The following is a 26,842-nucleotide window of genomic DNA, read 5'->3' as shown; positions in this document are numbered from 1 at the left end:
CCGATAGCGTCGGGGTTCATACAGGTTCATTCGTGCGAGCATCGCGACATTGCTACAGCCTTTCCCACGACGCAACGGAGCTGATGGATAACTTCAGTCATCCACCAGCTGGGGCCAGTTGCTGGCGAAGTAGGTCACGAACGGCTCCGCCAGTTTTTCCACGCGGAGGTGGTCCCGTGTCACGGGGAAGGACGGAGGACGATAGCCGGGGTTGGCAATTGCCCTGCGCGCGAAGGCGTGGTCGGAAATAGCGGCTTTGCCGATGTAGGCGAGGTCGGCCCCTTGGTCGAGTACCCGCTGCACCGCCGCGGCGTCAGCTAGGTGTCCGGAGACACCGAGGGCTGTTCCGTAGCGTGGCAGATCGAGGAAGTGCTCGAGGAGTGTTCGGCTGCCTTCGGGGGCGTTAGCGGGAAGCTTTGCCACGTCCCATAGCGACAGGTCAAGGATGTCGATGTTCCCGCCGGCGAAGAGCTCGCCGACGAGCTGGACCATGTCCGCCAAGACCAAACCGTAACGTTCAACGGACAATCGGAGCCCGATGTGAAAGTCCGGGCCGGTGCGTTCCCGGATCGCCTGCACAACTTCTTTCGCGAAGCGGCTTCGCCCAGCGGGGTCACTGCCATACCCATCCGTTCGGAGATTGTTCGAGGCGTCGAGGAACTGACCGACTAGGTAGCCGTGGCCTCCGTGCACTTCGATACCGTCGATTCCGGCTTTCTCGGCGCGGGCGGCGGCCGCGGCGAAGTTTTCCACGGCTTGCTGAACTTCACCTGTCGTCATGCCTCGCACGCCGGTCTGCGCATCATCCCACGGACCCACGACTTCCTGGCTGGTGAGTGTCTTCTCCGCACGCACGCCTCCATGATGGAGCTGCACAGAGGACCGGGCACCAGCGGCGGAGACAGCGGCGGCAAGGCGCTCGAGGCCGGGCAGATGCTCGTCGGAGGAAATACCGAGCTGGCCGGGCCAGACCTGTCCGCCCCGGTGCACATAGGCGGCCGCGGTCTGTAAAAGGCCGAACTCACCTTCAGCGCGGGCGACCAGCCAGGCAAGTTCGTCATCGGAGAGGGTACCGTTCGAATTGCTCTGCTGGTTGGTCATTGGCGCAAGGACCAGGCGGTTGGGCAGAAGGTGCCCATGGCGCAGGTCCAGCGGGTCGGAAAGATTCGTCATGCGGCTCCTATGGAATACGGATTTGGTTAGGCGGGTAACGGAAGTGGTCTCGTCGTCGACAATGCCGATGCTGTTCATCGAACAACATCCACACTCTGGAATGTATGCCTCGCAACACATGTGTGATGCAAGGCAATCGATCAAGACACTTAGGGGCCTTGCTTGTGAATTGCAGTGCTACGTGGCGACTTTTGACGACGCTCAGCATCATGTGCGAGCCGTCAATTGATTCTGGCCGAGATACAGTGACTTTGCGTTCTCCCGGCAGGTCAGGGCGTGAAAGCCAACGTGTGGTGTCGGGATTCTTTCATAGCTCCCCGTTGCAGGCTATTTGTCCAGGCGGTGGTTGGCGATTGCAGTTGAGTCCACGGAAGTTGTCTCCGCGCTGTGTGACATGGCCCAGTTAGCCAACAGTTGCAGCCCCTCGTGGGAGGCGGAGCCTGGTTCGGCGGAGAACGCCAGCATTTGGAGCCCCGGCTCGGAGGTGAGATCCAGCCCCAGGAACGTCAGGTCAAGGTCTCCGACGATGGGGTGGTGGATGCTTTTGAGGCCGGTGCGGTGTTCGCGTACGTCGTGCGCTCCCCATAGCGTGCGGAAGAGGTCGCTGCGGGTGGAGAGTTCCCCGACGAGGTCGCTGAGTTGGCGGTCATAGGGTGAGCGGGCCGCTTCGACGCGCAGGAGCGCGACGATCTGGCGGGTGTTGTATTCCCAGTCCCGGTAGAACGTCTGCGCCCGGGGATCGAGGAATATGAACCGTGCGGCGTTCACCGGCGCTGTTGCGCCGTCGAACATCGGCGAGAAGAGCGCACGGCCGAGACGATTGGTGGCCACTGCGTCAAGGCGTCCGTTTTGGACGAACACCGGGACGCTGGACATGGCGTCGATGGTTTGCTGCACGCTCTGATTGATCTGCGTCTTGCGGGTGGGGTATCTGCGTTGCGGGTGGGTTCCGGCGTTGGCCGTGCGGATCAGCTCGTGCAGATGCGAGTGTTCGGCCGCATCCAGTTGCAGGGCCCGGCTGATCCCGTCAATCACGGCTTCCGAGACGCCCTTGGCGTTTCCGCGTTCCAGGCGCTTGTAGTACTCGGAACTCATTCCCGCCAGCAGGGCAACCTCTTCCCGCCGGAGCCCGGGCACGCGGCGGCGTCCGCCGAAGTCGGGGAGGCCCGCCTGCTGGAGGTTGAGCTTGGCCCGGCGTGAGGTGAGGAACTGGCTGAGGTCGTGCTGGTTGTCCATGTTTCCGAAGATACAGCACCCTGGACGTTGTAGCGGGGCCCTGCCAGGGAACCCATAGACAGGGTCTGGCTCACTTGGCTGCTGGCCTGTTGACTTGAAACATCGGCTTCCCGATTGGGCGGTTTCAACGACAGAAAAGGCATCATCATGAGCAACGTTTGGTTCATCACCGGAGCAGCCCGCGGCATGGGCGTCGACCTGGCCAAGGCCGCACTGCATGCAGGCCACCGCGTGGTGGGCACCGCCCGCGACGCCGCCAAGGTCACCGCCGCCCTGGGCGAGCATGAGAACCTCCTGGCCCTCTCGCTGGACGTCACGGATGCCGAAGCATCGGTTGCCGCCGCCCAGGCAGCTGTCGAGCGCTTCGGAAGCATCGATGTCCTGGTGAACAACGCGGGCAACTTCTACGCCGGCTACTTCGAGGAAATCAGCGATCGCCAGATGCGCCAGCAGATGGAAACCAACTTCTTCGGCCCGCTCAATGTCACCCGTGCAATCCTGCCGGTCATGCGCCAACAGCGCAGCGGACACGTTTTCACCATCACCTCCGCCGCCGGGCTCATCGGCCAGGAATTCTGCGCCGCCTACGCCGCAACGAAGTTCGCCCTCGAAGGCTGGATGGAGTCCCTGCGCTACGATCTGGAGCCATTCGGCATCCACACCACGATCGTGGAGCCCGGCTTCTTCCGCACCGAGCTGCTGGTCGAGGGAGCGTCTTCCATCTGGCCGGAACTCTCTATCGAGGACTACCAGGAGCGCACCACCGCGACCATCGCCGCCTGGAAGAGCATGAACGGGCAGCAGGGCGGGGATCCCGCCAAGCTCGGCGCGGCTCTGGTCACCTTGGCTGCGCTGGAAACCCCGCCGCTGCGATTCGTTGCCGGAGCCGATGTCGTCGCCGGTGCCGAAGACAAGGCCCGGCTTCTCCTGGCCCAGGTCGAGGCCCACCGCGAGTTGTCCTCCGACATGGCCCTCGAGAACGCCTAAGAACCCATGAAGAAGCCATTGCTCCTTGTTGTCCTTGCCGCCGCGGCCGCGGTCGCTCTCACCGCATGCTCTTCACCTGCCGCCGAGGAAACGCCGGCCACGACCACGCCGGCCACAGCCGCCGCTCCGTCCACCACCACCGCGCCTTCGGCACCCGCCGAGGCTGCGGCCGACGGGACGCCGATCACCATCACGGCCGGCGACGTGGTCCTCACCGCGACCCTCAACGACACCCAGGTGTCGCAGGACTTTATCGCCACCCTCCCTGCAACCTTGCCGTGGTTCCGCAACTACGGCATCGAGTACATCAGCGAGCTTTCGGCACCACTGACCGAAACCGGTCCGTTCTACACGGACGTGCAACCGGGCGACATCGTCTACTACAACCCGGCCGACAGCATCACGATCATCTATGAGGAAACCAGCTCGGTTCCCACCCTGACGAAGATGGGTGAGATCACCTCCGACCTCAGCATCTTCGAGAACCTCCCCGACAACGTGGAAATGACCGTCGAGCTCCAATAAGACCCCCGTGGCCTCGTCCAGACGCGCCAGCCGGCGCGTCTGGACGAACCTGCGCCACACCAAGAACCAAAGGACATCCCACACGTGGATTCATCATTGACCGGCACCACCGCCATCGTCACCGGGGCCAGCAGTGGCATCGGGGCGGCCATCGCCCGAAGCCTCGCCACCCACGGTGCTTCCGTCGTCCTCATCGCCCGACGCAAGGACCGGCTCGATGCCCTGGCCGCCGACATCGAGGCCGCCGGCGGCACCGCCCTGGCCATCGAAGCCGACATCACAGAACGCTCCCAGGCCGAACAAGCGGTCGTCAGGGCGCTGGACAGCTTCGGAAGGCTTGACGTCCTGGTCAACAATGCGGGCCTGATGCTCATCGGCCCGATCGTGGGGGCGGAGATTGACGAGTGGGAGCGGATGATCGCCGTCAACCAGAAGGCCCTGCTCTACATGACCCACGCAGCACTGCCGCACCTCCTGGCCGCCGCTGAGGACGACCTACGTCAGGTCGCCGACATCGTCAACATTTCCTCCCAAGCCGGACGGACCGCCACCAAGGACTTCGGCGTCTACAACATGACCAAGTTCGGGGTTAACGGCTTCACCGAGTCTCTGCGCCAGGAAGTCACCAAGAAGAACGTACGCATCGGCGTGCTCGAACCCGGTGCCGTCGACACGGAACTCATCTCCCACAACACGGAGGAGATCCGCGAGACTCTCAAAACCACGAACCTGGACGCGATCCCCGAACCCCTGCAACCGGAAGACATCGCGGACAGCGTTGTCTTCATGGTGACCCGCCACCGCCGCGCAACCATCGCAGAATTGTGGGCCATGCCCACCTCCCAGGCATAGTCTCCACGGCCGGCACCGAACCCCGAAGAGGAATGCCAACACTGCATCCCCTTCGCCCCCCACATAGAAAGAACGACATCATCATGACTGCATGGTCCACCGAACAGCTCAACACCATCGAAGCCCACGAAGGCTTCTACGTTTCCCCCTACCGCGAAGACGGCATCACCCCCGGCACCCCCACCGAAACCTGGGCACTGGTCATTGACGGCAAGGTCTATGTACGCGCGGCCAACGGAAAGGACTCACGCTGGTACCAGGCCGCCATCACGCAGAAGGCCGGGCAGGTCCGCGTCGCCGGCGTCAGCTACGATGTCGTTTTCGAGGACGCCGGAACCGACGACGAAGCCCTGATTGATGCGGCCTACGAGGTGAAGTACGGTAACGCCACGGATGCCTTCGCCATCCCCATCATGCAGGGAGAGGTGCCCAAGGCCGCTGCAGTGCGTGTCTCCCTGCGCTAACCAGGGCTCCGGACAAGACCTACCCGTGTCCACTTGATGCCCAACATATTCAATTGAGTCGGGGGAAGCGGACCGGGCCATCATGCCACCCCTCACTGACCCACGGCTCCGACCACCCCCGATGCGGCCGGAGCCGCCACGCAAAGGCCGATCGACACAAATGCGCATTCAGCGTCCGCGCACCAGCCAATTGACTGGTCTCAAAAAACAAAAGATTATTGAGACACTCTCCTCAGCCCGGCCATGCCGTCTCAATATTCCGTAACGGCAAGGAGTCCAACCGTCTTATAAAGTCGTCCCAACGTAAAACGTCTTACCTGCTTGCCGTGCAGGGTTTTTGAGCCACACTGGGGCAGGTGAGACATTTGGGATACACGCGCGTGAGCACTTCGAGCCAAGACGCGGCCTTGCAGCTCGATGCCCTGGTTGCTTCAGGGGTGCAGAAGCGCGACGTGTTCGCCGACGTGACTTCCGGCAGCCGCAGCGCGATCGATCGGCCCGGGATGAAGAAGCTGCTGGACTATGCCGAAGCCGGCGACACCGTCGTGGTGTGGCGGGTTGACCGGCTGGGTCGCTCCCTGATCGATGTCTTGAATACCGTGAACCTTTTGCGGGAGCGCGGGATTAATGTCCGCTCCATTTCCGATGGCATCGACCCGGCCACATCGACCGGTCGGATGATGCTGAACATGCTTGCTTCGTTGGCCGAATACGAGCGCGAATTGATCATTGAACGAGTCAACGCCGGCATTGCCGCCGCCCGGTAATCCGGAACCCGTTTCGGCCGGCCGGTCTCGGACCCGGCGGTGATTGCCGACAAGCTCGCGATCGCCAAAGATGCCCGCACCAGGGGACGCACCGCCGAAGACGCAGCACGCCTGGTTGGCTGGAGCCGCGCAACGTTCTACCGCCACTTGGGCCAAGAGCCCGCATCTTCCAAGAGTCTGTGATCGGCCGTGTCCCTGCGAAGCGAAACGCGCAGGGACGTACCGCTGGGGCAAGACCAGATTGGCAGCAGTACCGAGAAAGCAGGAACTCCTCGTGACTACCTGGCTAAGGCAACAGCACGTTGGGAAATACTGCGGCAACACGTCGAAGACGGAGTGCCGTTGACGGTTCTGGCAGGGGAACACCATATCGGCCTGAGGACACTGCAGCGATGGCACCAGAGCTTCAAGCTCCACGGGAAGCCCGGTCTGGAACCGGTGGCACCGGGCAAACGCGGACGCCGGATGCCCAGCGAATTCGTGAACCTGGTCGAAGGCCTCGCCTTAGCTAAACCGCCCAGGACTACGGCAGCCATCCACGAACAAGTCAACAAGGTAGCGCTCCACCAAGGATGGGCACCGGTTTCCTACTCCACCGTCCGCTCGATCGTCGGCGCGATAGATCCGGGGATGATGACGCTGGCGCAGCAAGGTACGGCGGTGTACCGCGATAAATATGAATTGGTCTGGCGCCGCCGCGCCGAACGTCCGAACGCGGTGTGGCTGGCCGATCATACCGAGCTCGACATCCTGGTTTTTGACGCTGGCCACCAGCCGGTCCGACCGTGGCTCACCACGATCATGGATGATTACTCGCGAGCCCTCTGCGGGTACATGCTCTTCACCGGTGCTCCCTCATCCTTGAATACGGCATTGGCGTTGCGTGAGGCGATCTGGCCCAAAAAGACAGCAGATTGGGCGATGTGCGGAATCCCTGATGTGCTCTATGTAGACCACGGAACCGATTTCACGAGCCACCACTTGGCGCAGGCCGCCAGAGACCTGCACTTCGAAATCATTTTCTCCGCTGTGGCCCGGCCGCAGGGCAGGGGAAAGATTGAACGATTCTTCGGCACCCTCAACACCGAACTCTTAGCCCGGCTGCCCGGCTACTTGCACAATGTGCGCAACCCCAAGCCGGGGCTGTCCATCGGTGAACTGGACATGGCGCTGGGTGAGTTCATTGGGCAGAACTACCACCAGCGCGAGCACCAAGAGATCAAGGAAACGCCTCAAACAGCGTGGCAGGGCAACGGTTGGTTACCGCGTCTGCCTGAAACCATCGATGAACTGAACCTGCTGCTGCTCACGGTCGCCAAGCCACGGATCGTCCACCGCGATGGCGTGCATTTCCAAGGGCTACGCTACATTTCCCCGTTCCTGGCTGCCTACGTCGGAGAATCCGTCATTCTCCGCTATGACCCGCGGGACGTTGCCGAGATCCAGGTCTTTCACCGTGGCCAGCACATCTGCAAAGCCGTGGATCCCGCGCATGAACGAGCCACAGTGACGTTCAAGGACATCCAGAAGGCACGCTCCGCACGCAAGCGTCAATTGCGCGGACAAATCAAAGAACGAATCGCCACCGTCGCAGAATTTCTACCGGCCGGGCAACCAGCAACGGAGGTATCCCAGCCTGATCCGGCGGTCCACCGAGCGCAGAAAACGAAGTTGCGCACCTACGCAGAGGACGAATAATGGCACCCTCAACTTTTATCGCAACAAAGGAGCATCGCCGCTTCACTGAGTTCGCCAATGCTGTGCGCCGGCAGCGGACCATCGGGATCTGCTACGGACAAGCTGGAATCGGCAAAACCCTCTCGGCTAAACGCTATGCCAACTGGAGCCCGAAAGCCGCGGCGTTAGTAGAGGAATGGGGTCGCCGGGAGGACAGTGACCTCCAAATCTATAAGGATCTAGCCAAAACGCGGACCGTCTTCTTCACCCCAGGGGTATTGACGACGCCTAAGCAAATCAAAGAAGAGCTCTCACTGATCACTAATCGGACCTCGATCTGCATTCACCAACATCTCGATACTCTAGGCGTCACGAACGGTCCGATGAATCAAGACAAGCATGTGGAGCTGATCATCGTCGACGAGTCGGAACGACTCAACGCCACTGCCTTGGAAGTGCTGCGAGATAGGTATGACAGGAACAATATCGCTCTGATGCTGATTGGGATGCCCGGCATAGAAAAGCAGTTCAGCCGATATCCTCAGCTCTATAGCCGTGTCGGCTTCGCCCATGAATACCGTCCGCTTGCGCAGGATGAAATGCATTTCGTCCTGCAACGAAAGTGGCGTGCCCTCGGCAAAACCCTGGATTTGGAGGACTTCACCGATACGCAAGCTGTCGTGGCGATCGCGCGCATCACGCGCGGTAATTTCCGGCTGATTGATCGGCTCTTCGCACAGATGCAGAGGGTAATGAAGATCAATGAGCTGGACACTATTACCGATGACGTTGTTGAAGTTGCGCGTTCCACGCTCGTTATCGGAATCGGTTGAACCGCCCTGAGTAGCTGCGCGAAAACCGCCAAATCAAGCTAACAGTCACAGCTATGCAGATCTTTGCAGAACATCTTCCACGTGATATCCGCGGCATTCGACGGGACCCACCACAAGTTTCCATCAGGTTCCGTGATCGAAGATGCCGGAACTCTGGCGACCAACGCCACGGATCCCCACATCCAGCTATTTGCGTGGACCTCGGTGGGGTGCAACGGCAGCGTCGAATCAATCACGCCTGTGTTTTGACCTGAAGACATCTTTTTCCTTGCGCTCTCATCTCAGCGAGTTTCGGATATTAAATACACTCCCCATAAATACAGGCTATCTACAATTACCCGGCATGCAGGAGGAAGCAACGGAATATTTCTCGTGAACAATCCATGACTCCACTTGCCCTCACCCTCAGTGAAATGGCCTATTTCCACGATCGGCAAAAGAGCGCCTGCCGTAGCTCGGCTTCGGTTCGCGAGCGAGCTTGCCCCTGCCGCCCAGCTGGCAAGAGGATAGCGCCGGTCGGGCATCCTTTGCCGACTACAGGGCAACGATGGCCATGCAGGGAATCCGGCATCAGATCGACTGGCTAGCCAGGATTCCAGCTATCGATTGTGTGCTGCAGTACATCCATTCCGGCGCCCCGCAATTGCCCATTTCGAAACATTCCCGCTCCCGGAGAATTCGGCGTGATCTTGCGGATTCCCAGGCCTTCACGGTAATCATTTCCAAAGATTTCCAAAGCCCGCTTGACACCGTTTGAGATTCGGCGCACACTGATCGTATACGATTTGATGTACGAGATGATGTTCGATGAAAGCAGGCCGATCAACGGTGAGCAATATTGTCCCAGTAACCGAAGAGACCTTCGCGCAGGCAGGCAAGATCCTGGCCGTACACCTTAGCTACTCCTCGCGTGCGGCGCAGCGCGGACGCACCCCGAAGTTCCCCAGCTACTTCATGAAGGCCACCAGCTCGCTGGCCGCCAGCGGTTCCACCGTGGAACGCCCAGCTGGCACCGAGCTGCTCGCCTTCGAGGGCGAGATCGCACTGATCATCGGCAAGACCGCTCGCCGCGTCTCGGTAGACGAAGCCTGGGGCTACGTCGGGCAGGTCACCGCATCGAACGACCTCGGCGTGCACGACATGAAGTACGCGGACAAGGGCTCGAACATCCGCTCCAAGTCCGGCGACGGCTACACCCCGGTGGGTCCCAACGCCCTGGATGCTGCCACCTTGGATCCTGCCAAGCTGCGCGTGCAGACCTGGGTCAACGGCAAGCTCGCCCAGGACGCCGACACCTCCGAGCTGCTCTTCTCCTTCGCAACCATCATCGCCGACCTGTCCCAGCAGATGACCCTGCAGCCAGGTGACATGATCCTCACCGGCACCCCGGCCGGCTCCACCGTCTTCTTCCCCGGCGACGTTGTCGAGGTCGAGGTCACCGATCTGGTCTCCGGCGCCACGACCGGCAAGCTGGAGACCACCGCCGTCGAGGGCACTGCGGCCTTCGCCGCTTTCGGCAACCAGCCAAAGGTCACCGACAAGGACAAGGAAGATGCCTACGGCGATCGCGAGACCGCCGGCATGGCCCCGATCATCACCGGCAAGGACGTGCTGACCGACAAGGTCCGCGAGCAGCTGGCTTCGGTGGCTACCGCCACCTTGTCCGCCACCTTGCGCAAGCGCGGCCTAAACAACGTGAACATCGAAGTCCCCGGTGCCACCAAGGGCATGCAGCGCGTGATCGGCACCGCCCGCACCCTGCGCTACATCCCCAACCGCGAGGACCTGTTCAAGGCCCACGGCGGCGGCTACAACATGCAGAAGCAATCCATCGACTCGCTCAATGACGGCGAGATCCTGGTCATGGAAGCCCGCGGCGAGACCGGCTCGGCCACCCTGGGCGACATCCTGGCCCTGCGCTCCCAGCAGCTCGGCGCCGCCGGCATCATCTCCGATGGCGGCGTACGGGACCTGGACGCCGTGTCCAACCTGCAGATCCCGGTCTTCTACAACGGCGCCCACCCAGCGGTTCTCGGCCGCAAGCACGTGGCCTGGGACAAGGACATCACCGTGGCCTGCGGCGGCGTATCGGTGCAGCCAGGCGATGTGATCGTGGCCGACTCCGATGGCATCGTGGTCATCCCGCCAGCAATGGTGGCCGAGGTGGCCGCTGAAGCGGCGGTGACCGAATCCAATGACGAATTCATCTTCGCCATGGTCCAGCGCGGCCACGGCATCGAGGGCCTGTTCCCGATGAATGATGCGTGGAAGAGCAAGTACAACGCCTGGAAGGACGCAGGCAGCCCGGATCTGGACTCATGGTCGCTGTAATGACCGCCTCCAAGTCCGAAGCCGCCTACCAGCTGGTTTCCGAGCGCATCGTCAACGGGGCATACTCCCCCGGCTACCGGCTGGTGCTGGGCACCATTGCCGATGAGCTGGGCTGCTCCGTGGTTCCGGTGCGCGAGGCGATCCGCCGGCTGGAGGCCGAGGGCCTGGTCCACTTCACCCGCAACGTCGGGGCGACGGTGGCCCACGTGGATTCCACCCTGTACCTGCACACCATGCAGACCCTGATGGTCATCGAGCCGGCCGCTACCGCGCTGGCTGCCGATGCCATGGATGCCGCCTGGCTTGCCAAGGCACGGGCGCTGAACGAGAACATGCGCCAATGCCTGGCGGATTTCGATCCGGTGGCCTTCACCCGGATGAATACCGAATTCCACCAGCTGCTCTACGGCCAGTGCCCCAATCCGCACATCCTGGACCTGGTCCAGCGCGGATGGCGCCGGCTGGCGGCCATGCGGGCCAGCAGCTTCACCCACATTCCCAACCGGGCTCGCGCCTCGGTCCAAGAGCATGAGGCGCTGCTGGATCTGATCGGCAACCACGCCACCCCGGCGCAGATCGAAGCCGCCTGCCGGGACCACCGCTCGAATACGCTCAACGCCTATTTGAAAGCGGCCGGCATGGCACCTAGCGCCATCTAGCCAGCAGCACCGAGAACTTTCATAGATTTGCCACAACCCATCCGGTGAAAACACCGGAACAGCACGAAAGGAACTGCCATGAGCAAGCACTTCGTACCGGAAAACCTTCCGACCCACCTGCAGCACTACATCAACGGCGAATTCGTTGACTCCATCGGCGGAGCAACCTTCGACGTGCAGGAACCGGTAAGCAACACCAACTACGCCACCGTGGCTTCGGCACAGCCCGAAGACGTGGACCTGGCAGTTGCCGCCGCCAACAAGGCCTTCAAGGAAGGCCCTTGGGCCAAGATGCTGCCACGCGAGCGTTCCCGCGTGCTGCACAAGATCGCTGACATCGTCGAATCCCGCGACGAAGAGCTCTCGCTGCTCGAGTCCTACGACTCCGGCCTGCCGATCACCCAGGCCAAGGGCCAGGCCCGCCGCGCCGCGGAGAACTTCCGCTTCTTCGCCGACCTGATCGTCGCGCAGGTGGATAACTCCTTCCGCGTCCCAGGACGCCAGATGAACTACGTGAACCGCAAGCCCATTGGCGTCGCCGCGCTGATCACCCCGTGGAACGTTCCGTTCATGCAGGAATCCTGGAAGCTGGCTCCGGCCATCGCCACCGGCAACTCGGTGGTCCTCAAGCCTGCCAGCTACACCCCGCTCTCCGCTGGCCTGTGGCCAGAAATCTTCCGCGAAGCCGGCCTTCCAGAGGGCGTCTTCAACCTGATCTTCGGTTCCGGCGGCGTGGCCGGCGACTACCTGGTCAAGCACCCGGATGTGCCGCTGGTGTCCTTCACCGGCGACTCCTCCACTGGCGCCACCATCTCCACCGCGGCCGCGCCATTCTTCAAGGGCCTGTCCCTGGAGCTGGGCGGAAAGTCCCCTGCAGTGGTCTTCGCCGACGCTGATCTGGAAGCTGCCCTGGACGCCACCGTCTTCGGCGTGTTCTCGCTGAACGGCGAGCGTTGCACCGCCGGTTCCCGCGTGCTGGTCCAGCGCGATATCTACGATGATTTCGTAGCCAAGTTCGCAGAACGCGCCAAGAACATCCGCGTTGGCCTGCCGAGCGACCCGAAGACCGAAGTCGGTGCACTGGTGCACCCTAACCACTTCGAGAAGGTCATGGGCTACATCGAGATCGGCAAGACCGAAGGCCGCTTGCTGGCCGGCGGCGGCCGCGCCGAAGGCTTCGAAGAGGGCAACTACGTTGCTCCGACCGTCTTCGCCGATGTTGCCCCGGATGCGCAGATCTTCCAGGACGAGATCTTCGGCCCGGTTGTTGCCATCACCCCGTTCGACACCGACGAGGAAGCACTAGAACTGGCCAACAACACCAAGTACGGCCTGGCAGCCTACGTGTGGACTTCCAACCTGAAGCGCGCGCACAACTTCGCGCACCAGATCGATTCGGGCATGGTGTGGCTGAACTCCAACAACGTCCGCGACCTGCGCACCCCATTCGGCGGCGTGAAGGCTTCGGGGCTGGGCCGCGAAGGCGGCTACCGCTCGGTGGACTTCTACACCACCCAGCAGTCCATCCAGATCACCCTGAACGAAGCGCACTCCCCTAAGTTCGGCGTCTAGGAAGCACGCGCTTCCCGCCCCTAGTTTTCTTGCTTGCAAAGGAGCAAATCATGAGCAAAGAGATCGCAAACCCGATCCCAACCCCTTCGGTTCCAGCACCGGATATCCTGCGCTGCGCCTACGCTGAACTGGTCGTCACCGACCTGGAGCGCTCGCGCAAGTTCTACGTGGACGTACTGGGCCTGCACGTATCCTACGAAGACGAGAACCAGATCTACCTGCGTTCCTTCGAGGAATTCATCCACCACAACCTGGTGCTGACCAAGGGCCCGGTGGCAGCACTGAAGGCCATGGCTTTCCGTGTGCGCAGCGCCGAAGAGGTCGACAAGGCCGAGGCCTACTACAAGGAACTGGGCTGCCGCACCGAGCGCCGCAAGGAAGGCTTCGTCAAGGGCATCGGCGATGCACTGCGCGTCGAGGATCCACTGGGCTTCCCGTACGAGTTCTTCTTCGAGACCACCCACGTTGAGCGCCTGCACATGCGCTACGACCTGTACTCGGCCGGCGAACTGGTCCGCCTGGACCACTTCAACCAGGTCACCCCGGACGTGCCTCGCGGCCGCGCCTACCTCGAGGACCTGGGCTTCCGCGTCACCGAGGACATCCAGGACGACGAAGGCACCACCTACGCAGCCTGGATGCACCGCAAGGGCACCGTGCACGACACCGCTTTGACCGGCGGCAACGGCCCGCGCCTGCACCACGTGGCCTTCTCCACCCACGAGAAGCACAACATCATCCAGATCTGCGACAAGATGGGCGCACTGCGCATCTCGGACCGCATCGAGCGCGGCCCCGGCCGCCACGGCGTCTCCAACGCGTTCTACCTGTACATCCTGGATCCAGATGACCACCGCATCGAGATCTACACCCAGGATTACTACACCGGCGATCCGGACAACCCGACCATCACCTGGAACGTGCACGACAACCAGCGCCGCGACTGGTGGGGCAACCCGGTTGTTCCATCGTGGTACACCGAAGCTTCCAAGGTCCTGGACCTGGATGGCAACGTGCAGGAAGTCATCGAGCGCACCGATGATTCCGAGCTGGAAGTCACCATTGGCGCCGACGGCTTCTCCTTCACCCGTGCCGGTGACGAAGACGGCTCGTACCATGGCCAGGCTTCCAAGGGCTTCAAGCTGGGCAACCAGCTCTAAGCCAGGCAAGCTCTTCTAGACCCAGAGCTTGGCAGCTTCCCTGAGCTGCAACACAAGAATCCCGGGGCATCAGCGAAATTCCGCTGATGCCCCGGGATTCTGCTTTTGCTGGCCACGCTAATTCCTAGTCCATCGGCGAGACCCTGATCAGGTTGCCACCTGCCCTTCAGCGCGTTCAGCCCCGGGCTGTGCCCCGTTCCCGCACGGCCTTGCGCCAGCCGTCAACGATATCCCAGCCAATGCCGGCCGCGATTCCGCACCCGAGCAGCACGGCGAGAATGCGGAAGATGCCGCCATTGCCAGCGGCCTGTGCGTTGCCGGCGGCGAACCCGTCGCCTCCGGCAACCGCAACGAACGAGAGGAACTCCGGGTTGACGAGCTCGCCGCGCAGCAGCAGGATCAGCGCCCAAGCCGCGAAGGCCAAGGCGAGCACGGTGTTCAGCACCGCCATGGCAGTTGTCCAACGACGCAGGCGGAACAGCGCGACGGCGAAGACGGCCTCGAGGATGATCAGTGCGAACAGGACGACGATCCACCACGGCCACAGCCCCGGGTTGAGGATCGGGATCGGTTCACCGCCTGTCGGGAAGAATCCGCGGACCAGGTCCCACACCACCGCGCCGGCGGCGACGCCCAGGAATACCAGTGACGCGATCAACTCGCTGCGGCCCGCGCCATCCTCGGGAATTTCCGGCAGCTGGTCGACATCCCACTTCACGCCAGTGTCCGCGCCAGTGCGCTCGAGCACGACGAACACGAGCGTGGTCCAGAAGCCCACGTGCACGATGACCTGCAGCCCGACGGAAAGCGACTGGACGATGCTTTCGCCCACGTCCTGTCCAGAGACCAGCAAACCCAGCGCCATTGCCCCTGCCACGCAGAGCGGCACAATCCACAGCAGCAGTTTCAACAGGCGCCACCAAGCCAGGTAGTACTTCGGCCCGATCAGGTGCAGCGGCCGGTCTGCGTAGCCGGCGGCGAGGATGCCGGGGTCGCCGAGTTCGGCCAGGACTCGGCGTTCCGCCTGCTGCGAGGCTTCGCCTTGGGCTACGCGCGCCTCGATGGCGTCGGCAATGGAGGCTTCGAGCTCTGCGCGGATGTCGTTCCGCATGCCGGGCTCGAGGCTGCGGATCGTGGCCGAGATGTAGCGTTCGGTCAATGTGGCAGTCATGTCAGTGCTCCTCTTCGGTGAGCGAGGCGATCGCCGTTGCCAGTGATCGCCATTCCGTGGTCAACGTGTCGGCGAGACGGATACCGTCAGGCGAGGTTCGGTAGAACTTGCGTGGCCTGGCCTCCTCGGTGTTCCACTCGCTGGTTAGGTAACCCTGCTTCTCCAGACGCCGCAGCAGCGGATACAAGGTGTTGGCATCGGTGGAGAAACCGTGGTCGTCGAGCTGCTCCAGCAGGCTGTAGCCGTATCCTGCACTGCGCAGCAGCTGCAGGCAAGCGAGCACAACGGTGCCGCGTCGCAACTCTTGCAGTTGGGTGTCGAACTCTTCCATGCCGCTCACATTACCGTGCGCCGCACACTATCGTCAATCACACATTACTGTCACAAGATGAGAACAGGTGTTCAATGCTATTCGTTGCAGAACTGGGGGCTGCAGCCGGAAGTGAGCGGTGGCGCTGAGCCCGCACAAGCAAACCAGCAAGTAACGCATCGCGTAGCGGCAGGACTGGCGACTGGACTGGAGTGCCAAGATCCGTTGAAGGCGGCAGGACTTCCCTATCTGGTCTACCTGCGCCATCCCACCACCGGCGGTGTCATGGCCTCCTGGGGCTCTTTGGGGCACATCACCGTTGCCGAACCAGGGGCGCTACTGGGTTTCCTGGGTCCACGGGTCTACCAGGCGCTCTACGGACAGGACTTCCCGGAGGGTGTCCAGGTCTCGGAGAACCTGTTCCGCAAGGGCTTGATCGACGCGGTTGTCCCGCCGCAGGACCTTCCGCAGCTAGTGGACCGGGCACTGCAGATCCTGCAGCCGGTACGAGATTCCGGCGCTTTCCCGGCACCGGTGGGCAGCATCTCGTGCAGTGCGGACGAAGACGCCTGGCGCTCTGTGCAGGCCAGCCGGAACCCGCGCCGACCGGACACCCGGATGCTGCTGGCCTCAGCTGACGACGCGCTGCCCTTGAACGGAACCGGACAGGGAGAGAAGGACCCCGGACTGATGCTGGCGTTGGCGCGGTTCACAGGACAGCGCTGCGTGGTGCTCGGCCAGCAGCGGACGCGGCACCCGGACACGGCCAGCCTCGGGCCCGCTTCGCTGCGCGAGGCCCGCCGCGGGATGCAGCTGGCCCAGGAACTCGGCCTGCCGCTGGTCACCATCATCGACACCACCGGCGCCGAGCTCTCGGTGCAGGCAGAGGAAGGCGGGTTGGCCGGAGAGATTGCCCGTTCGCTCAGCGAATTGATCGGCTTGCGGTCCCCCTCGGTGTCGGTGCTCCTCGGCCAGGGTACCGGCGGTGCCGCACTGGCGCTGCTGCCGGCGGACCGGACCATCGCAGCCCGCAATTCCTGGCTCTCGCCGTTGCCGCCCGAGGGCGCCAATGCCATCATGCACCGCAGTACCAGCCATGCCCCGGATATGGCCCGCCAGCAGAAGATCGGCGTTGCTTCGCTGTGCGCCTTTGGCCTGGTGGACCACGTGGTGGACGAGTTCGATGACGCTGCCACCCGGCCGCGCGAGTTCTGCCAGGAACTCGGAACGGCTATTGCTGCGGAAATCTCCCTGGCCCTTGCCATTCCCGAGGCAGATCGGTTGGAGCGCCGGCAGAAAAAGTTCCAGAACTTGGGACAAGCCTCCAGCTAGTTCCGCACTGGGACACCGGGCCGGTCCGGCAACGGCTGCTGGACCGGCCCTTGGCTTGGCTGCCCTCGCCACTGCCGCCCCGCCGCGGGCGGCCGGCTGCACCCTGCAGGCACGTGGAAGATCGAGGATCAGGCTTCCTCCCCAAATGCCGGCCGCCCTGCGTAGAGTGGGACTCGACAGGAACTACCCAGCGAGGCGGACTATGCGCGAGCGCGAATCGATGATCGATACGGCCAAGGACATCGCGTCCGGCGCCCACGAAGGACAGGTCGACAAGCTCGGCGCCGCGTATATCGGGCATCCGGCACGAGTGGCCGGGCACGCGCGCGACCTCGGCGGTTCGCCAGAAGCCATCGCGGCCGCCTGGTTGCATGATGTGATCGAGGATTGCGACGTGAGCGCGGCGGACCTGCGTGCCGCAGGCCTTCCCGATACGGTCATCGTGGCGGTGGAATTGCTGAGCAAGCGGCCCGGGCAGAGCCTGGAAGAATATTGCGCCGGAGTGCGCGGCAATGCGCTGGCCTTGCTGGTCAAGCAGGCGGACCTGGCCGATAACACCAACCCGGAACGCACAAGCCAGCTGGATCAGGCTACCCGGCAGCGGCTGGCCGAGAAATACCAGCGCACCCGGTCCCTCCTGGGTCTCTAGCAAGGCACCGAGTCCTGGGTTCACCCCGGGTCTGCCCGGAAATAGCTCCTTGCCAAGATCCCCGCCACGCACGGCCAGCACTTCTTCGCCGGCATCCGGTGGCGGCACCTGATCACCGCGCAGAACTCGGAATGCTGGATATTTCCCGCAGCCCCCTTGCAATCGGGCGCCATTGGGCAAGACTTGAACTATGGCAACAGGCAGAAGCACAGTGTTCGAAAACCGCAGCCATGCCGGCTCCGCGCTGGGCATGAAGCTATCCACCCTGCTGCCCGCCGGCGAATACACCGTGCTGGGTTTGCTGCGCGGCGGAGTGCCCATCGCTCATGAAGTGGCCAAGGCCCTCGGGGCCACCCTGGGCGCGGTGGCAGTGCGCAAGCTCGGGGTGCCGCGCAATCCCGAACTGGCATTCGGCGCCATTGCCCGGTACGGGATTAGCAGCGCTCGCCACATCAACGAGGCGATCTACCGCCGGGCTCTGCAGTATTTCGGCAAGGACGAACTCGAATCCGTCGAACGCGGCACCGGTGCCGACCTGCGGGCCCTGGCCGGCACCTTCAAGGACTACTGCCCCGATCTGGCCGAGCGCGACCTGCTGCTCTGCGATGACGGAATGGCCACGGGCGCCACGATGAAGGCCGCGCTGGATCTTATCCAGGACCTGGATCCCGCCTCCATCACGCTGGCAGTTCCGGTGGCTTCGCCTGGAACGGCTGCCGAATTGGCACCCTGGTCAATGGCATCTGCCAACTGCTCACCCCAGAAAATTTCACTGCCGTCGGAGCCTTCTACGAGGACTTCGGGCAAGTGGGCCAGGACCAGGTCCTGGAAACGCTGCGCTCCGCGCGGTGAAGTCCCAGGACCTAGTCAGCCAAACCGGTCTTCCTGTTCAGGATAGACAGGCCTGGCCAACCGGCGGATCAACCTACGGCACCGCTTATCGGGACGCGCCTGGTTTCGGTGACGACCCCAAGAGGAACTTCTGAGCGCAAAACGGCATCGATGTTGTCCCAAACTGTGGCCAGCCTCCGCTGCACATTCTCCCAGCCCACCCCCGCCATATGGGGCGTGCAGATCACCGAGTCCAGGCTCAATAGCTCGCTGCCCAGTTCCAGCGGCTCCAGTTCGAAGACATCCAGCCCGGCACCGGCAATGCTCCCGGTGCGCAAGGCGTCAATCAATGCCTCTTCATCGATGACCTCGCCGCGACCGACATTGACCAGCACGGCGGACGCCTTCATCATGGCCAGTTCCTCGCGTCCAATGAGCTTGCCGGTCCCCTGATTCAGCGGAAGGCTTACGCAGACCACATCGGATTCGCGCATCAGCGTCTCCAAGGACACTGCCTGTGCCGAGATCAGCTCGGACACTGTCAGCGGGATCTGGGCATTGTCGTAGTAGACGACGTTGGCACCGAAGCCATGGTGCACCACCTTGCCAACCCAACGCCCAATATTTCCCAGGCCTACGATTCCCACGGTCTTGCCATACAGTTCCGCATAGGAGGCTTCATCCAGGTCCTGGCGCCATTTGCCCTCGCGCAAAAGCTGCATCGAGGACGGAATACGGCGCAACAAGTTAAGGATCAGGCTCACCGCGTGCTCGGCCACCGAGATCGAATGGGTTTTCATTTGCGCCACCGGAATGCCCAGGTCGTTGAGCACCCCCAACGGCAGCTGGCCGTAGCCCGAGCTCATGTACTGGATGAACTTCGCGCGGGTGGCTGCACGGAAGACTTCTTCGGGGACCTCGATGCCCGAAATGATGAAGTCTGCGTCAGCTGCCTGGGCTACCAGCTCCTCCACGCTGGTGCCAGCTGGCAATACCACCAGCTCGAACCCTTCGGGAGTCGATGCTTTCAGGCCGTCGATGTAGTCATTTAATGGGTTGATGAATAGGACTTTCCAGGTCATGATTATCCTTTCAGGATCCGGCCGGGATACTTGCGGAGGCTTGCAGGGCGCGGAGTACCGCGTCGGTCACTTCCCCGGTGCTGGCATTCCCGCCCAGATCGGCCGAGCGCGGACCGGTGGCGAGCACCTCTTGGACAGCGGAGTTAATGCTGCGTGCAGCGCAGACGAGCGCTTCATCCTCGCGTTTTTCTCCCAGCCAGTCGAGCATCATGGCGGCAGAGAGGATCATTGCTGTGGGATTGGCCTTGCCAGTGCCGGCGATATCCGGCGCGCTGCCATGCGACGGTTGGAAGACCCCGTGGGTCCGGCTCACATCAGCCGAAGGTGCCACGCCCAGTCCGCCAACTAGACCGGCGGCAATTTCCGAAGTGATGTCGCCGAAAATGTTCTCGCTGACGATCACGTCAAACCGCCCCGGATCAGTCACCATGTACATCGAACCGGCGTCAATATAGTACTTGCTGCTATCGATGTCGGTATTCTTCGCTGCGACTTCGTCGAAGACCTTTTCCATCAGCACGTTGCTGCGCAGGGCATTGGACTTATGCAGCAGGGTCACCCGGCCGGGGGTGCCGCGCTTGCGGCGGGACCGGGCCTGGTCGAAGGCCTCAGCAAAGAGCGTTTCACAGGTCGCCCGCGTGATGGTCATCCGGTCGGTGGCTTCCACATCGCTTGGTTCATGCTTGTCGTGCAGACCTGCGAACATGCCCTCGGAGGTCTCACGGATCACCAGCATGTCTATGTTCTCAGCCCGTACCGCGTTCGGAACACCCTTGGAGAGCTTGACCGGACGCAGGCTGGCGAACAGCTTGTAGTGGGCGCGCATCTCGACCTGCGCTCCAAGTTCCAGGCCTTCTTCGTCTCGCACGTCGGGCAGCCCCATGGCCCCGAAGAGCACTGCGTCGCTCTTTCCAATCTCGTCCATGTCGGCAGCGGTGATCTTGCGCCCGGTGCGCCGGTACAGGTCAGCTGAGAAATCGTAGGTGACGTAGTCAAGGGTGAACCCGAACTGCTCCTGGACCTCTCCGAGCAACTTCAGCGCCGAGTCGACGACTTCCGGCCCGATCCCGTCACCGGGAATGACCGTAATCCTGTAATTGGCCATGACAACCTCCTGATATTCCTATGTAGTGGGATTCAATTTCTATTCTGCGGGAATACAATATCAGTACGTATCGAGGATCACTAGACCCCAGGGCAGTGTTCATTACTGGCCAGCGAAATCCACTTCCCATACAGTAGGAATCACTGATTCAATCCCCGAGCACCGACCACGCCACCGCCCGTTTACCCGTTACCCTGAAAGGCCCGCTCCATGACAGAACCCACGACCAATCGGCAGCTGGAACGCATCTGCCAGCTCCTCGACGCGCTCGAATTCGGTGATGCAACGGCCAGCGAGCTGGCCCGCCAAACCGGACTGTCCACTTCCACCGCCCACCGGCTGGCACTGAGCCTAGTCGAGTACGACTTCCTCAAGCGCGAGCCGTCGGGCAACTACAGCCTGGGGAGGCGGTTCGTGCGCAGCCGGCTTGAACTGGTCGGACTCGGACACCTCACCGAACTGCGCGATGCGACCGGTGAGACGGCGCAACTATGGATTCGCCGCGGCGATCATCGGGTTTGCATCAGCTCCGTGGATTCCCGGCACGAATTGAAGGCGACCTTGCCCCCAGGAGCAAGCCTCGCCCTGCCGCATGGTTCCAGCGGACGGCTGCTGGCCTTCGACCAGGAGGCCATGGCCTCGATCGAAAGCCACGGCTGGGTGGAATCCGTGGGGCTGCGCACTCCCGGGCTGGGATCGGTGAGCGCACCGGTACTCCAGAGTGATCACATCGTTGCTTCGATCTGCCTGGCCATGCCGCTCTCGCGATGCGAAGTCTCCCCCGGCACCGATCACGGCCAGCTGGTAGCGGGCACCGCAGCGAGGATCTCCGCGGCCTTCAGCTACCAGAGGTAGCGCCACCCCGGCAATCACCAAAAGGATCCGGCCCCGCCATCGATGCGGGGACCGGATCCTTGGCGAGCACGCCGCGGTTCGCTAGCCCATGAATGGCACCAGCAGTGTAGTCAAGAAGAGCACGAAGGCCCCTCCGATGCGGTTGGAAAGGGCCGCGAACGGCATCAGGTGCATGCGCTCCGACGCGCTGAGTACCGACACGTCGCCCGAACCGCCGGTGTCGGCCATGACCAGGCCCGGGGTGATGGCCGCTTCGACGAAGTTGAACTTCAGCAGCCAGCCCACAATTCCGGCGCTCAGTCCGGCGATCAGCACGGTAATGACCACCAGCACGATGAACATCGGGTCGCCCAGCGAAGCCAGGACCTCGTTGATGTCGATGTAGGAAATGCTCACGCCCACCAGCAGCGCCGGGACCAGCACCGAGGTGATCATCTCGCCCCAGTCGGTGGTGGCTTCCTCGATATCCTTGGGTAGCAACCCGAAGATCTTCAGCGCGGCCACAACGATGATCATCCAGGCGTAGGGGTGCAGGAATGCGAAGAACCCGCCGAGCAGTTCCCCCAGCACGTAGAGCCCTGCCGTCAGCACCAGTCCCTTGCCCAAGGTGAGGAAACTCGCCATGGTGCGCTTGGGCGGGTTGGACAGCTCCTTGCTGGTTCCCTTCACGCGCATCAGGTCGCCGTCGCCGCTGAAGCCGATAAACAGCTGCTTGCGCTTGCCCAGTCCGTTGAGGATTCCGGCGAAGAGGATGCAGAAGACATTGGCGACGACCACAGCCGACATCAGGTCGCCCATGAATGCCGAGGAATCCTGCCCGGTCTGGGCGCCGTACATTTCGCTCATCGGCACCGCCCCCAGGCCCAGGCCGCCAGCCATGATCGGGGCCGCTACGGTGAGCATCGCGTTCCAGAAACCGAATCCTGCTACGGCTCCGATCAGTCCGATTGCAGCAAAGGAGATCAGGATGCAGGAAACCAGCGGGATCGCAAAGCGCGGACCTGCCTTGAGCAGCAGGGCGCGCGGCGCGCCGAGGATCGAGCCGGCGATCACCGCGGCCACGAAGAAGTCAAGGAACCCGTGGGTGGTGATGAAGTCAGTGACCACGGTAACGATCGCCTCCGGCATGAACCCGTAGAACATCACCAGCGCCGGGACGAAGGTGCACAGGATCGTCGGCAGCCCGAAGTCACGGACTATCGGGAACAGGTTGCCGAACCAGATCAGCAGGCCGCCCAGCAGCATCGCGACGGCGAAGCCTGGCAACATGCCGCCGGGAAGCTTGCCGGTCACGGCTGCGATGAGCACTACTGCGGCCATGGTCAGGTAAAGCCAGATCGGCAGGCCCGAGATGGCGAAGTGCCGGGGGTTGGCGTGGTGGGCGCCCTTGGGCAGCTGGGCCTTTTCGTTCAGCCGCCGCAGAAGGTCTTGGTCTTCACCCTGGATGGAACGCGGAAGCTGGGCTTCCTGGTTGGTCTTTGACATCGTATTCTCCCGATGTTTCGTGGCTTGCAAGGCTACCGGCGTCTTTGCGCGGAAGGCCGTTGCATGGCCAGCCGTGAAGGCAGGCCTGGTTGCCTAGTGGATGGAGAGGGAATCTGTTTGGACAGGTGGTGCGTTGGAGATCGTTGCGCGGGCCAGATCGGTGGCCTTTGCGAGCCCTGAAGGATCAATTCCTGTGATGTGCCCTTCGGCGTGCAGAAAATCCACGAGCTCTTCTGTGGACAGGTTTCCTGCCGCGCCCGGAGCGAATGGGCAGCCCCCATAACCGCCCAGTGCGGCATCGAAGCGGGTAATGCCCGCATCGATGGCCAATTTCACCGTGTCCAGGGCCAGGCCGTGGGCATTGTGCAGGTGCAACGAGTAGGCCAGGTCGGGTTCAGCGTCCTGGATGTGCTTCACGCTGTCGATCAGGCGTTGCGGTGGCGTGGTTCCGAGGGTGTCAGCCAGCCCGATGTCCGTGATGCCCATGGACTTGAAGGCGCGTACCAGTTGCAGGAGACGAGAGGGGTCGATCTCGCCCTCGTAGGGGCAGGTGAAGGCGGTGGAGATCCCGGCGTGGAATCCGGTTTCCGGGTGGGCTGCGACATCGCCCGCGAGCGAGGCCAGTGACTTCTCGATGCCAGCACCGGCGTTGGCATTGCTGTGCGCCTGGCTGGCCGACGCCACCACCTGGACTTCGCGCGCTCCGGCAGCTGCCGCCCGGGCGATGCCCTGGCCGTTCAGGGCCAGGACCGTGAAACGCACCCTGGATTCCATGGACAGCGCGGACAACACGTCGCTGGCGTCGGCCATTTGCGGCACGCGCTTCGGGTTGACGAATGACGCGATCTCCATGCGCTCGACACCTGCGTCCATGGTGGCTCGGGCGATCTTCACCTTGCCGGCCGTGGAAACGATGACCGGTTCGTCCTGCAATCCGTCACGCAAGAACACGTCGGTGATTTCGATCCGCATCATTTCACCGCCTTGTTGCCCATGGCCCGGATCTGCCCTTCATCGAAGCCAGCCAGGTCCTTGAGGACTTCCTCTGTATGCTCCCCCAGGTCCGGGCCGACCCACTTGACCTCGCCCTGGTGGCCGGGAATCCTTGGCACCACGCCCGGGAAGCGGATCAGTTCGGGCTTCTGGTCGACCTTCACTTCGTGGGTCTCGATCATGCCGCGGGCAAGGTAGTGCTCGTCCTGGGCGATGGAGGCAGCGTCGTAGACCGGAGCCGCCGGAACCCCGGCCGCATCCAACGCGTCGAGCACCTGCGGCAGCGGCAGGTATCCGGTGAATGCCTCGATGGCTCCGTTGAGCTCTGCCTCGCGGGAACCGCGAGCCTCGGTGGTTAAAAACGACTGGTCGCTGGCCAGGTCCTCGCGCCCGACAGCGCGCATCAACCTGGTGAATACCGAGTTGGAGTTCCCGCCGATAACCACCTCCAGGCCATCCTGGCAAGTATAGGAGCCGGTAGGCACCACTCCTGGAAGCCGGCCGCCGGTACGCTCGCGGACCATGCCGTAGGCGTCGTAGTCCGGGACCAGTGATTCGAGCAGCGAGAAGACACCTTCATACAGTGCCACATCGACGACGTTCTGCTCCTGGTTGCTCCCTCCCTTGGCCTTGTTGAGCATCAGCATCAAGGCGCCGATGACTCCGTAGAGACCTGCGACGGTATCACCCAAGGAGGCGGCGGCCCGTCCTGCGGGACGGTCGGGTTCGCCGGTGATGTAGCGCAATCCGGCAAATGATTCAGCAGAACTGCCGAATCCGGCGCGGTCCTTATAGGGTCCAGTCTGACCGTAGCCCGAGATACGCACGATCACCAGTTCAGGGTTGATTTCACTGAGCACCTCGGGGCCAAGCCCCCACTTTTCCAAAGTGCCAGGACGGAAATTCTCGATCAGCACATCTGTGGTCCTGATGATTTCCTTAATTGCCCTCGCACCTAGCTCGCTGCGCAAATCGAGCTCGACAGATTTCTTGTTGCGCGCGATAGTGCGGAAGAGCATGGAGGTTTCACCGCGGGCCTTGCGCCAGTCGCGCAGTTCATCTCCCCCATCAGGCCGCTCGATCTTGATTACTTCCGCGCCGAAATCGCCAAAGATCCGGGCAGCGAAGGGAGCAGCAATGAAGTTTCCAAGTTCCAGCACGCGCACGCCTGCTAACGGAAGGTTGTTCTCGCCGAGGTTCAGCTGATCGTCCATCAGAATGATCCCTTTTCATGTTAATCTGAAGGTAAGTGTTCCCACTGAATGGGATCGGAATCCCTTTCAGCGGTAAGACTGTAGCAAGTGAGCCACAACACAGCAAGAAATTTTTGAAATAAGCGGATTCATCTCACCGTCCCGCGAGACACGGCAACCACCGTGTCATCGGCGCCCGTGCCTCGCCAGCTAGTAATTGGCCGACCGGCGGTGGCAGGATGGGCGCACCGCTCCGCCGCTGTTCGGTACTTGGAACACGATCCACCGGCCTGTTGCCGTGCAGCCGCGCATAAATCCCGAAGACGACAGCTCAAGAATTGGCGTTGGGTATCGGATCAGCACGGTGCGCCGAAACCGTTTCCGGGCGCCACGAGGCAAATGCCAGCACCGTACCGACCACTCCGATGCCGACCAGGACCAGAGCCGCACCCCACAGGCCGATCGAAGCGCCCAGGACGCCGGCCACCGGATAGGTCAGCAAGAAGCATGCATGGGACAAGGAAAATTGCGCGGCAAAAACACCGGGGCGGTTTTGCTCGGTGCTGTTGCGGCGCAGCAGTCTCGACGAGGGCGTGAGGATGGTTGCGGTCGCCGCACCCAGGGCCAGCCACAGGCCAAGGAGCCCGGCCCATTGGCCAGAACCCTCGCCCCAGCCGATCACAGCGGCACCGATGAACAGCAGCAGCGGCATCATCACGGCGCCGGCGAGCATCACGCTGCGGTCTTCGAATCGCTCCAGCAACCCCGGCATGCCCAGTGCCACCGCCATCGAACCTGCACCGTAGGCTCCGAGCAGCAGCGCCACATCCACCTGCGAACGGCCCAGATCCCCCTTCACCAGCACCACTGTGTTGACGATGACCATGGCGGAGATCGCGGCGACCACCAGATTCAGCGCCATCAGGCTGCGCAGTTCCCGTGCCGCCCAGAATGCCCGGGTTCCCCCGGTGAGGCGATGGAAGAAGAGCGACTTCTGGGGCGGCGGGATCGCCGGGAAGCGCGTCGCGGCAACAAGCAGAGCAGACGCGGCAAAGCCGAGCACGGTCCCGGCGAAGAGGTTGTGGTAGCTGGTGACGGTCAGCAGCGCGGCCGCCAGCATCGGGCTGGCCAACGCCTCCATGTCATAGGCCAGCCGCGACAGCGACAAGGCCCGGGTGTAATCCCGCTCATCGGGCAGGATCGAGGGAATGACCGCCTGGAACGCGGGGGTGAAGGTCGCCGATGCTGATTGCAGTACGAAAATCAGCACATAGATCTGCCACGCTTCGCTGGCGAATGGGAGGCAGAGCGCCACTAGTCCACGAATGATGTTGGACCCGATGAGCACGGGTTTGCGCGGAATATGGGAAACCAGGGCATTGGCCAAAGGCGCAACGGCCACATAGGCGACCATCTTCACAGTCAAGGCCAGCCCAAGCACTAATCCCGCGTTGCTGCCGGCAATATCGAAAGCCAGCAGGCCCAGGGCAACGGTAAGCAGGCCGGTACCCAGCAGCGCAATCATCTGGGCGCTGAAGAGCTTGGCGTACGCCTGGTCCCTGAGTACTGCGAGCATCTTTGCCGACTCCCGTATCTTTTG

General features: G+C 62.6%; 24 protein-coding genes and 1 pseudogene. 15 read left to right on the top strand and 10 right to left on the bottom strand.

The genetic code is table 11. From position 1 onward, the window contains the following. Window positions 1–93 precede the first annotated feature (93 nt). Window positions 94–1,251: an NADH:flavin oxidoreductase gene (locus ACIQTS_RS15650; RefSeq protein ID WP_402473832.1), complete on the bottom strand. Its 1,158-nt coding sequence runs from the start codon at window positions 1,249–1,251 to the stop codon at window positions 94–96. A gap of 249 nt (window positions 1,252–1,500) precedes the next feature. Then, window positions 1,501–2,409, bottom strand: coding sequence for a helix-turn-helix transcriptional regulator (locus ACIQTS_RS15645; RefSeq protein ID WP_402473831.1), 909 nt, complete (start codon window positions 2,407–2,409; stop codon window positions 1,501–1,503). 147 nt (window positions 2,410–2,556) lie between these two features. On the opposite strand from ACIQTS_RS15645, the gene ACIQTS_RS15640 reads away from it, so the two are divergent. The 11 genes and pseudogenes from ACIQTS_RS15640 to hpaD all read left to right on the top strand — a co-directional run bounded on the left by ACIQTS_RS15640 (window position 2,557) and on the right by hpaD (window position 14,236). Further along, window positions 2,557–3,396: an SDR family NAD(P)-dependent oxidoreductase gene (locus ACIQTS_RS15640; RefSeq protein WP_402473830.1), complete on the top strand. Its 840-nt coding sequence runs from the start codon at window positions 2,557–2,559 to the stop codon at window positions 3,394–3,396. A 6-nt stretch (window positions 3,397–3,402) separates the two neighbouring features. Next, complete coding sequence (locus tag ACIQTS_RS15635) at window positions 3,403–3,921, top strand: cyclophilin-like fold protein (RefSeq protein WP_402473829.1); 519 nt, start codon at window positions 3,403–3,405, stop codon at window positions 3,919–3,921. Window positions 3,922–4,005: 84 nt separating this feature from the next. Continuing rightward, complete coding sequence (locus ACIQTS_RS15630) at window positions 4,006–4,773, top strand: SDR family NAD(P)-dependent oxidoreductase (RefSeq protein WP_402473828.1); 768 nt, start codon at window positions 4,006–4,008, stop codon at window positions 4,771–4,773. Between the two features lie 83 nt (window positions 4,774–4,856). Then, window positions 4,857–5,237: a DUF2255 family protein gene (locus ACIQTS_RS15625; RefSeq protein ID WP_402473827.1), complete on the top strand. Its 381-nt coding sequence runs from the start codon at window positions 4,857–4,859 to the stop codon at window positions 5,235–5,237. A 356-nt stretch (window positions 5,238–5,593) separates the two neighbouring features. Beyond that, window positions 5,594–6,187: pseudogene (locus ACIQTS_RS15620) on the top strand (recombinase family protein). A gap of 6 nt (window positions 6,188–6,193) precedes the next feature. Then, on the top strand, window positions 6,194–7,702 hold the full coding sequence (locus ACIQTS_RS15615) for a Mu transposase C-terminal domain-containing protein (protein WP_402473826.1): 1,509 nt from the start codon (window positions 6,194–6,196) through the stop codon (window positions 7,700–7,702). Continuing rightward, on the top strand, window positions 7,702–8,514 hold the full coding sequence (locus ACIQTS_RS15610; protein ID WP_402473825.1) for an AAA family ATPase: 813 nt from the start codon (window positions 7,702–7,704) through the stop codon (window positions 8,512–8,514). Before ACIQTS_RS15615 ends, ACIQTS_RS15610 begins: the two co-directional genes overlap by 1 nt. 807 nt (window positions 8,515–9,321) lie before the next feature. Then, on the top strand, window positions 9,322–10,845 hold the full coding sequence (locus ACIQTS_RS15605; protein WP_181148971.1) for a fumarylacetoacetate hydrolase family protein: 1,524 nt from the start codon (window positions 9,322–9,324) through the stop codon (window positions 10,843–10,845). Next, window positions 10,845–11,504, top strand: a complete 660-nt coding sequence (locus ACIQTS_RS15600; RefSeq protein WP_332488680.1) for a GntR family transcriptional regulator — start codon at window positions 10,845–10,847, stop codon at window positions 11,502–11,504. Before ACIQTS_RS15605 ends, ACIQTS_RS15600 begins: the two co-directional genes overlap by 1 nt. A 78-nt stretch (window positions 11,505–11,582) precedes the next feature. Further along, window positions 11,583–13,076 carry a 5-carboxymethyl-2-hydroxymuconate semialdehyde dehydrogenase gene (gene hpaE, locus ACIQTS_RS15595; RefSeq protein WP_105658032.1) on the top strand — a complete coding sequence of 498 codons (1,494 nt, stop codon included), beginning with the start codon at window positions 11,583–11,585 and terminating at the stop codon, window positions 13,074–13,076. Between the two features lie 62 nt (window positions 13,077–13,138). Beyond that, the gene (hpaD, locus tag ACIQTS_RS15590; protein ID WP_105661547.1) at window positions 13,139–14,236 is read left to right on the top strand and encodes a 3,4-dihydroxyphenylacetate 2,3-dioxygenase; all 1,098 of its coding nucleotides are present in this window, start codon (window positions 13,139–13,141) and stop codon (window positions 14,234–14,236) included. A 175-nt stretch (window positions 14,237–14,411) separates the two neighbouring features. On the opposite strand, the gene ACIQTS_RS15585 is transcribed toward hpaD, so the two are convergent. Beyond that, window positions 14,412–15,407: a permease prefix domain 1-containing protein gene (locus tag ACIQTS_RS15585; RefSeq protein ID WP_402473824.1), complete on the bottom strand. Its 996-nt coding sequence runs from the start codon at window positions 15,405–15,407 to the stop codon at window positions 14,412–14,414. Between the two features lies 1 nt (window position 15,408). Further along, a complete protein-coding gene (locus ACIQTS_RS15580; RefSeq protein ID WP_105658025.1) occupies window positions 15,409–15,738 on the bottom strand; it encodes a PadR family transcriptional regulator in 330 nt (109 codons plus the stop codon). Between the two features lie 111 nt (window positions 15,739–15,849). On the opposite strand from ACIQTS_RS15580, the gene ACIQTS_RS15575 reads away from it, so the two are divergent. From ACIQTS_RS15575 to ACIQTS_RS15565, 3 genes are all read left to right on the top strand, one after another. Then, entirely contained in the window at window positions 15,850–17,049 is a 1,200-nt protein-coding gene (locus ACIQTS_RS15575) for a carboxyl transferase domain-containing protein (protein ID WP_402473823.1), read from the top strand. Window positions 17,050–17,251: 202 nt separating this feature from the next. Next, window positions 17,252–17,698, top strand: a complete 447-nt coding sequence (locus ACIQTS_RS15570) for an HD domain-containing protein (RefSeq protein ID WP_402473822.1) — start codon at window positions 17,252–17,254, stop codon at window positions 17,696–17,698. A 190-nt stretch (window positions 17,699–17,888) separates the two neighbouring features. Beyond that, window positions 17,889–18,596, top strand: a complete 708-nt coding sequence (locus ACIQTS_RS15565; protein ID WP_402473821.1) for a phosphoribosyltransferase — start codon at window positions 17,889–17,891, stop codon at window positions 18,594–18,596. A 22-nt stretch (window positions 18,597–18,618) separates the two neighbouring features. Here ACIQTS_RS15565 and ACIQTS_RS15560 read toward each other — a convergent pair whose 3' ends face one another. Then, window positions 18,619–19,611 (bottom strand): NAD(P)-dependent oxidoreductase, encoded by a 993-nt coding sequence (locus tag ACIQTS_RS15560; protein WP_402473820.1) that lies wholly within the window; start codon window positions 19,609–19,611, stop codon window positions 18,619–18,621. 10 nt (window positions 19,612–19,621) lie between these two features. Further along, entirely contained in the window at window positions 19,622–20,716 is a 1,095-nt protein-coding gene (locus ACIQTS_RS15555; RefSeq protein ID WP_332730790.1) for an isocitrate/isopropylmalate dehydrogenase family protein, read from the bottom strand. 210 nt (window positions 20,717–20,926) lie between these two features. On the opposite strand from ACIQTS_RS15555, the gene ACIQTS_RS15550 reads away from it, so the two are divergent. After that, window positions 20,927–21,571: an IclR family transcriptional regulator gene (locus tag ACIQTS_RS15550; protein WP_402473819.1), complete on the top strand. Its 645-nt coding sequence runs from the start codon at window positions 20,927–20,929 to the stop codon at window positions 21,569–21,571. Window positions 21,572–21,652: 81 nt separating this feature from the next. Here ACIQTS_RS15550 and ACIQTS_RS15545 read toward each other — a convergent pair whose 3' ends face one another. From ACIQTS_RS15545 to ACIQTS_RS15530, 4 genes are all read right to left on the bottom strand, one after another. Next, window positions 21,653–23,056 (bottom strand): 2-hydroxycarboxylate transporter family protein, encoded by a 1,404-nt coding sequence (locus ACIQTS_RS15545; RefSeq protein ID WP_402473818.1) that lies wholly within the window; start codon window positions 23,054–23,056, stop codon window positions 21,653–21,655. Between the two features lie 93 nt (window positions 23,057–23,149). Further along, window positions 23,150–24,031: a hydroxymethylglutaryl-CoA lyase gene (locus ACIQTS_RS15540; RefSeq protein WP_332595363.1), complete on the bottom strand. Its 882-nt coding sequence runs from the start codon at window positions 24,029–24,031 to the stop codon at window positions 23,150–23,152. Then, window positions 24,028–25,263 (bottom strand): CaiB/BaiF CoA transferase family protein, encoded by a 1,236-nt coding sequence (locus tag ACIQTS_RS15535; RefSeq protein WP_402473817.1) that lies wholly within the window; start codon window positions 25,261–25,263, stop codon window positions 24,028–24,030. Before ACIQTS_RS15535 ends, ACIQTS_RS15540 begins: the two co-directional genes overlap by 4 nt. Window positions 25,264–25,573: 310 nt before the next feature. Beyond that, window positions 25,574–26,818: an MFS transporter gene (locus ACIQTS_RS15530; RefSeq protein ID WP_402473816.1), complete on the bottom strand. Its 1,245-nt coding sequence runs from the start codon at window positions 26,816–26,818 to the stop codon at window positions 25,574–25,576. Between the last annotated feature and the right edge of the window lie 24 nt (window positions 26,819–26,842).

This window comes from Glutamicibacter sp. NPDC090743 (genome assembly GCF_044769125.1).
Taxonomy (GTDB): domain Bacteria; phylum Actinomycetota; class Actinomycetes; order Actinomycetales; family Micrococcaceae; genus Glutamicibacter.
Note: the sequence above shows the minus strand (reverse complement) of the source record. Positions and strands in the feature narration are given on the sequence as shown.

Excerpts from the sequence above, each read along its gene's own strand:
- ACIQTS_RS15650 (WP_402473832.1), bottom strand. The coding sequence starts at position 1,251 with ATGAACAGCATCGGCATTGTCGACGACGAGACCACTTCCGTTACCCGC.
- ACIQTS_RS15645 (WP_402473831.1), bottom strand. The coding sequence starts at position 2,409 with ATGGACAACCAGCACGACCTCAGCCAGTTCCTCACCTCACGCCGGGCC.
- ACIQTS_RS15640 (WP_402473830.1), top strand. The coding sequence starts at position 2,557 with ATGAGCAACGTTTGGTTCATCACCGGAGCAGCCCGCGGCATGGGCGTC.
- ACIQTS_RS15635 (WP_402473829.1), top strand. The coding sequence starts at position 3,403 with ATGAAGAAGCCATTGCTCCTTGTTGTCCTTGCCGCCGCGGCCGCGGTC.
- ACIQTS_RS15625 (WP_402473827.1), top strand. The coding sequence starts at position 4,857 with ATGACTGCATGGTCCACCGAACAGCTCAACACCATCGAAGCCCACGAA.
- ACIQTS_RS15610 (WP_402473825.1), top strand. The coding sequence starts at position 7,702 with ATGGCACCCTCAACTTTTATCGCAACAAAGGAGCATCGCCGCTTCACT.
- ACIQTS_RS15605 (WP_181148971.1), top strand. The coding sequence starts at position 9,322 with ATGAAAGCAGGCCGATCAACGGTGAGCAATATTGTCCCAGTAACCGAA.
- ACIQTS_RS15600 (WP_332488680.1), top strand. The coding sequence starts at position 10,845 with ATGACCGCCTCCAAGTCCGAAGCCGCCTACCAGCTGGTTTCCGAGCGC.
- hpaE (WP_105658032.1), top strand. The coding sequence starts at position 11,583 with ATGAGCAAGCACTTCGTACCGGAAAACCTTCCGACCCACCTGCAGCAC.
- ACIQTS_RS15585 (WP_402473824.1), bottom strand. The coding sequence starts at position 15,407 with ATGACTGCCACATTGACCGAACGCTACATCTCGGCCACGATCCGCAGC.
- ACIQTS_RS15580 (WP_105658025.1), bottom strand. The coding sequence starts at position 15,738 with ATGGAAGAGTTCGACACCCAACTGCAAGAGTTGCGACGCGGCACCGTT.
- ACIQTS_RS15570 (WP_402473822.1), top strand. The coding sequence starts at position 17,252 with ATGCGCGAGCGCGAATCGATGATCGATACGGCCAAGGACATCGCGTCC.
- ACIQTS_RS15565 (WP_402473821.1), top strand. The coding sequence starts at position 17,889 with ATGGCAACAGGCAGAAGCACAGTGTTCGAAAACCGCAGCCATGCCGGC.
- ACIQTS_RS15560 (WP_402473820.1), bottom strand. The coding sequence starts at position 19,611 with ATGACCTGGAAAGTCCTATTCATCAACCCATTAAATGACTACATCGAC.
- ACIQTS_RS15555 (WP_332730790.1), bottom strand. The coding sequence starts at position 20,716 with ATGGCCAATTACAGGATTACGGTCATTCCCGGTGACGGGATCGGGCCG.
- ACIQTS_RS15550 (WP_402473819.1), top strand. The coding sequence starts at position 20,927 with ATGACAGAACCCACGACCAATCGGCAGCTGGAACGCATCTGCCAGCTC.
- ACIQTS_RS15545 (WP_402473818.1), bottom strand. The coding sequence starts at position 23,056 with ATGTCAAAGACCAACCAGGAAGCCCAGCTTCCGCGTTCCATCCAGGGT.
- ACIQTS_RS15540 (WP_332595363.1), bottom strand. The coding sequence starts at position 24,031 with ATGATGCGGATCGAAATCACCGACGTGTTCTTGCGTGACGGATTGCAG.
- ACIQTS_RS15535 (WP_402473817.1), bottom strand. The coding sequence starts at position 25,263 with ATGGACGATCAGCTGAACCTCGGCGAGAACAACCTTCCGTTAGCAGGC.
- ACIQTS_RS15530 (WP_402473816.1), bottom strand. The coding sequence starts at position 26,818 with ATGCTCGCAGTACTCAGGGACCAGGCGTACGCCAAGCTCTTCAGCGCC.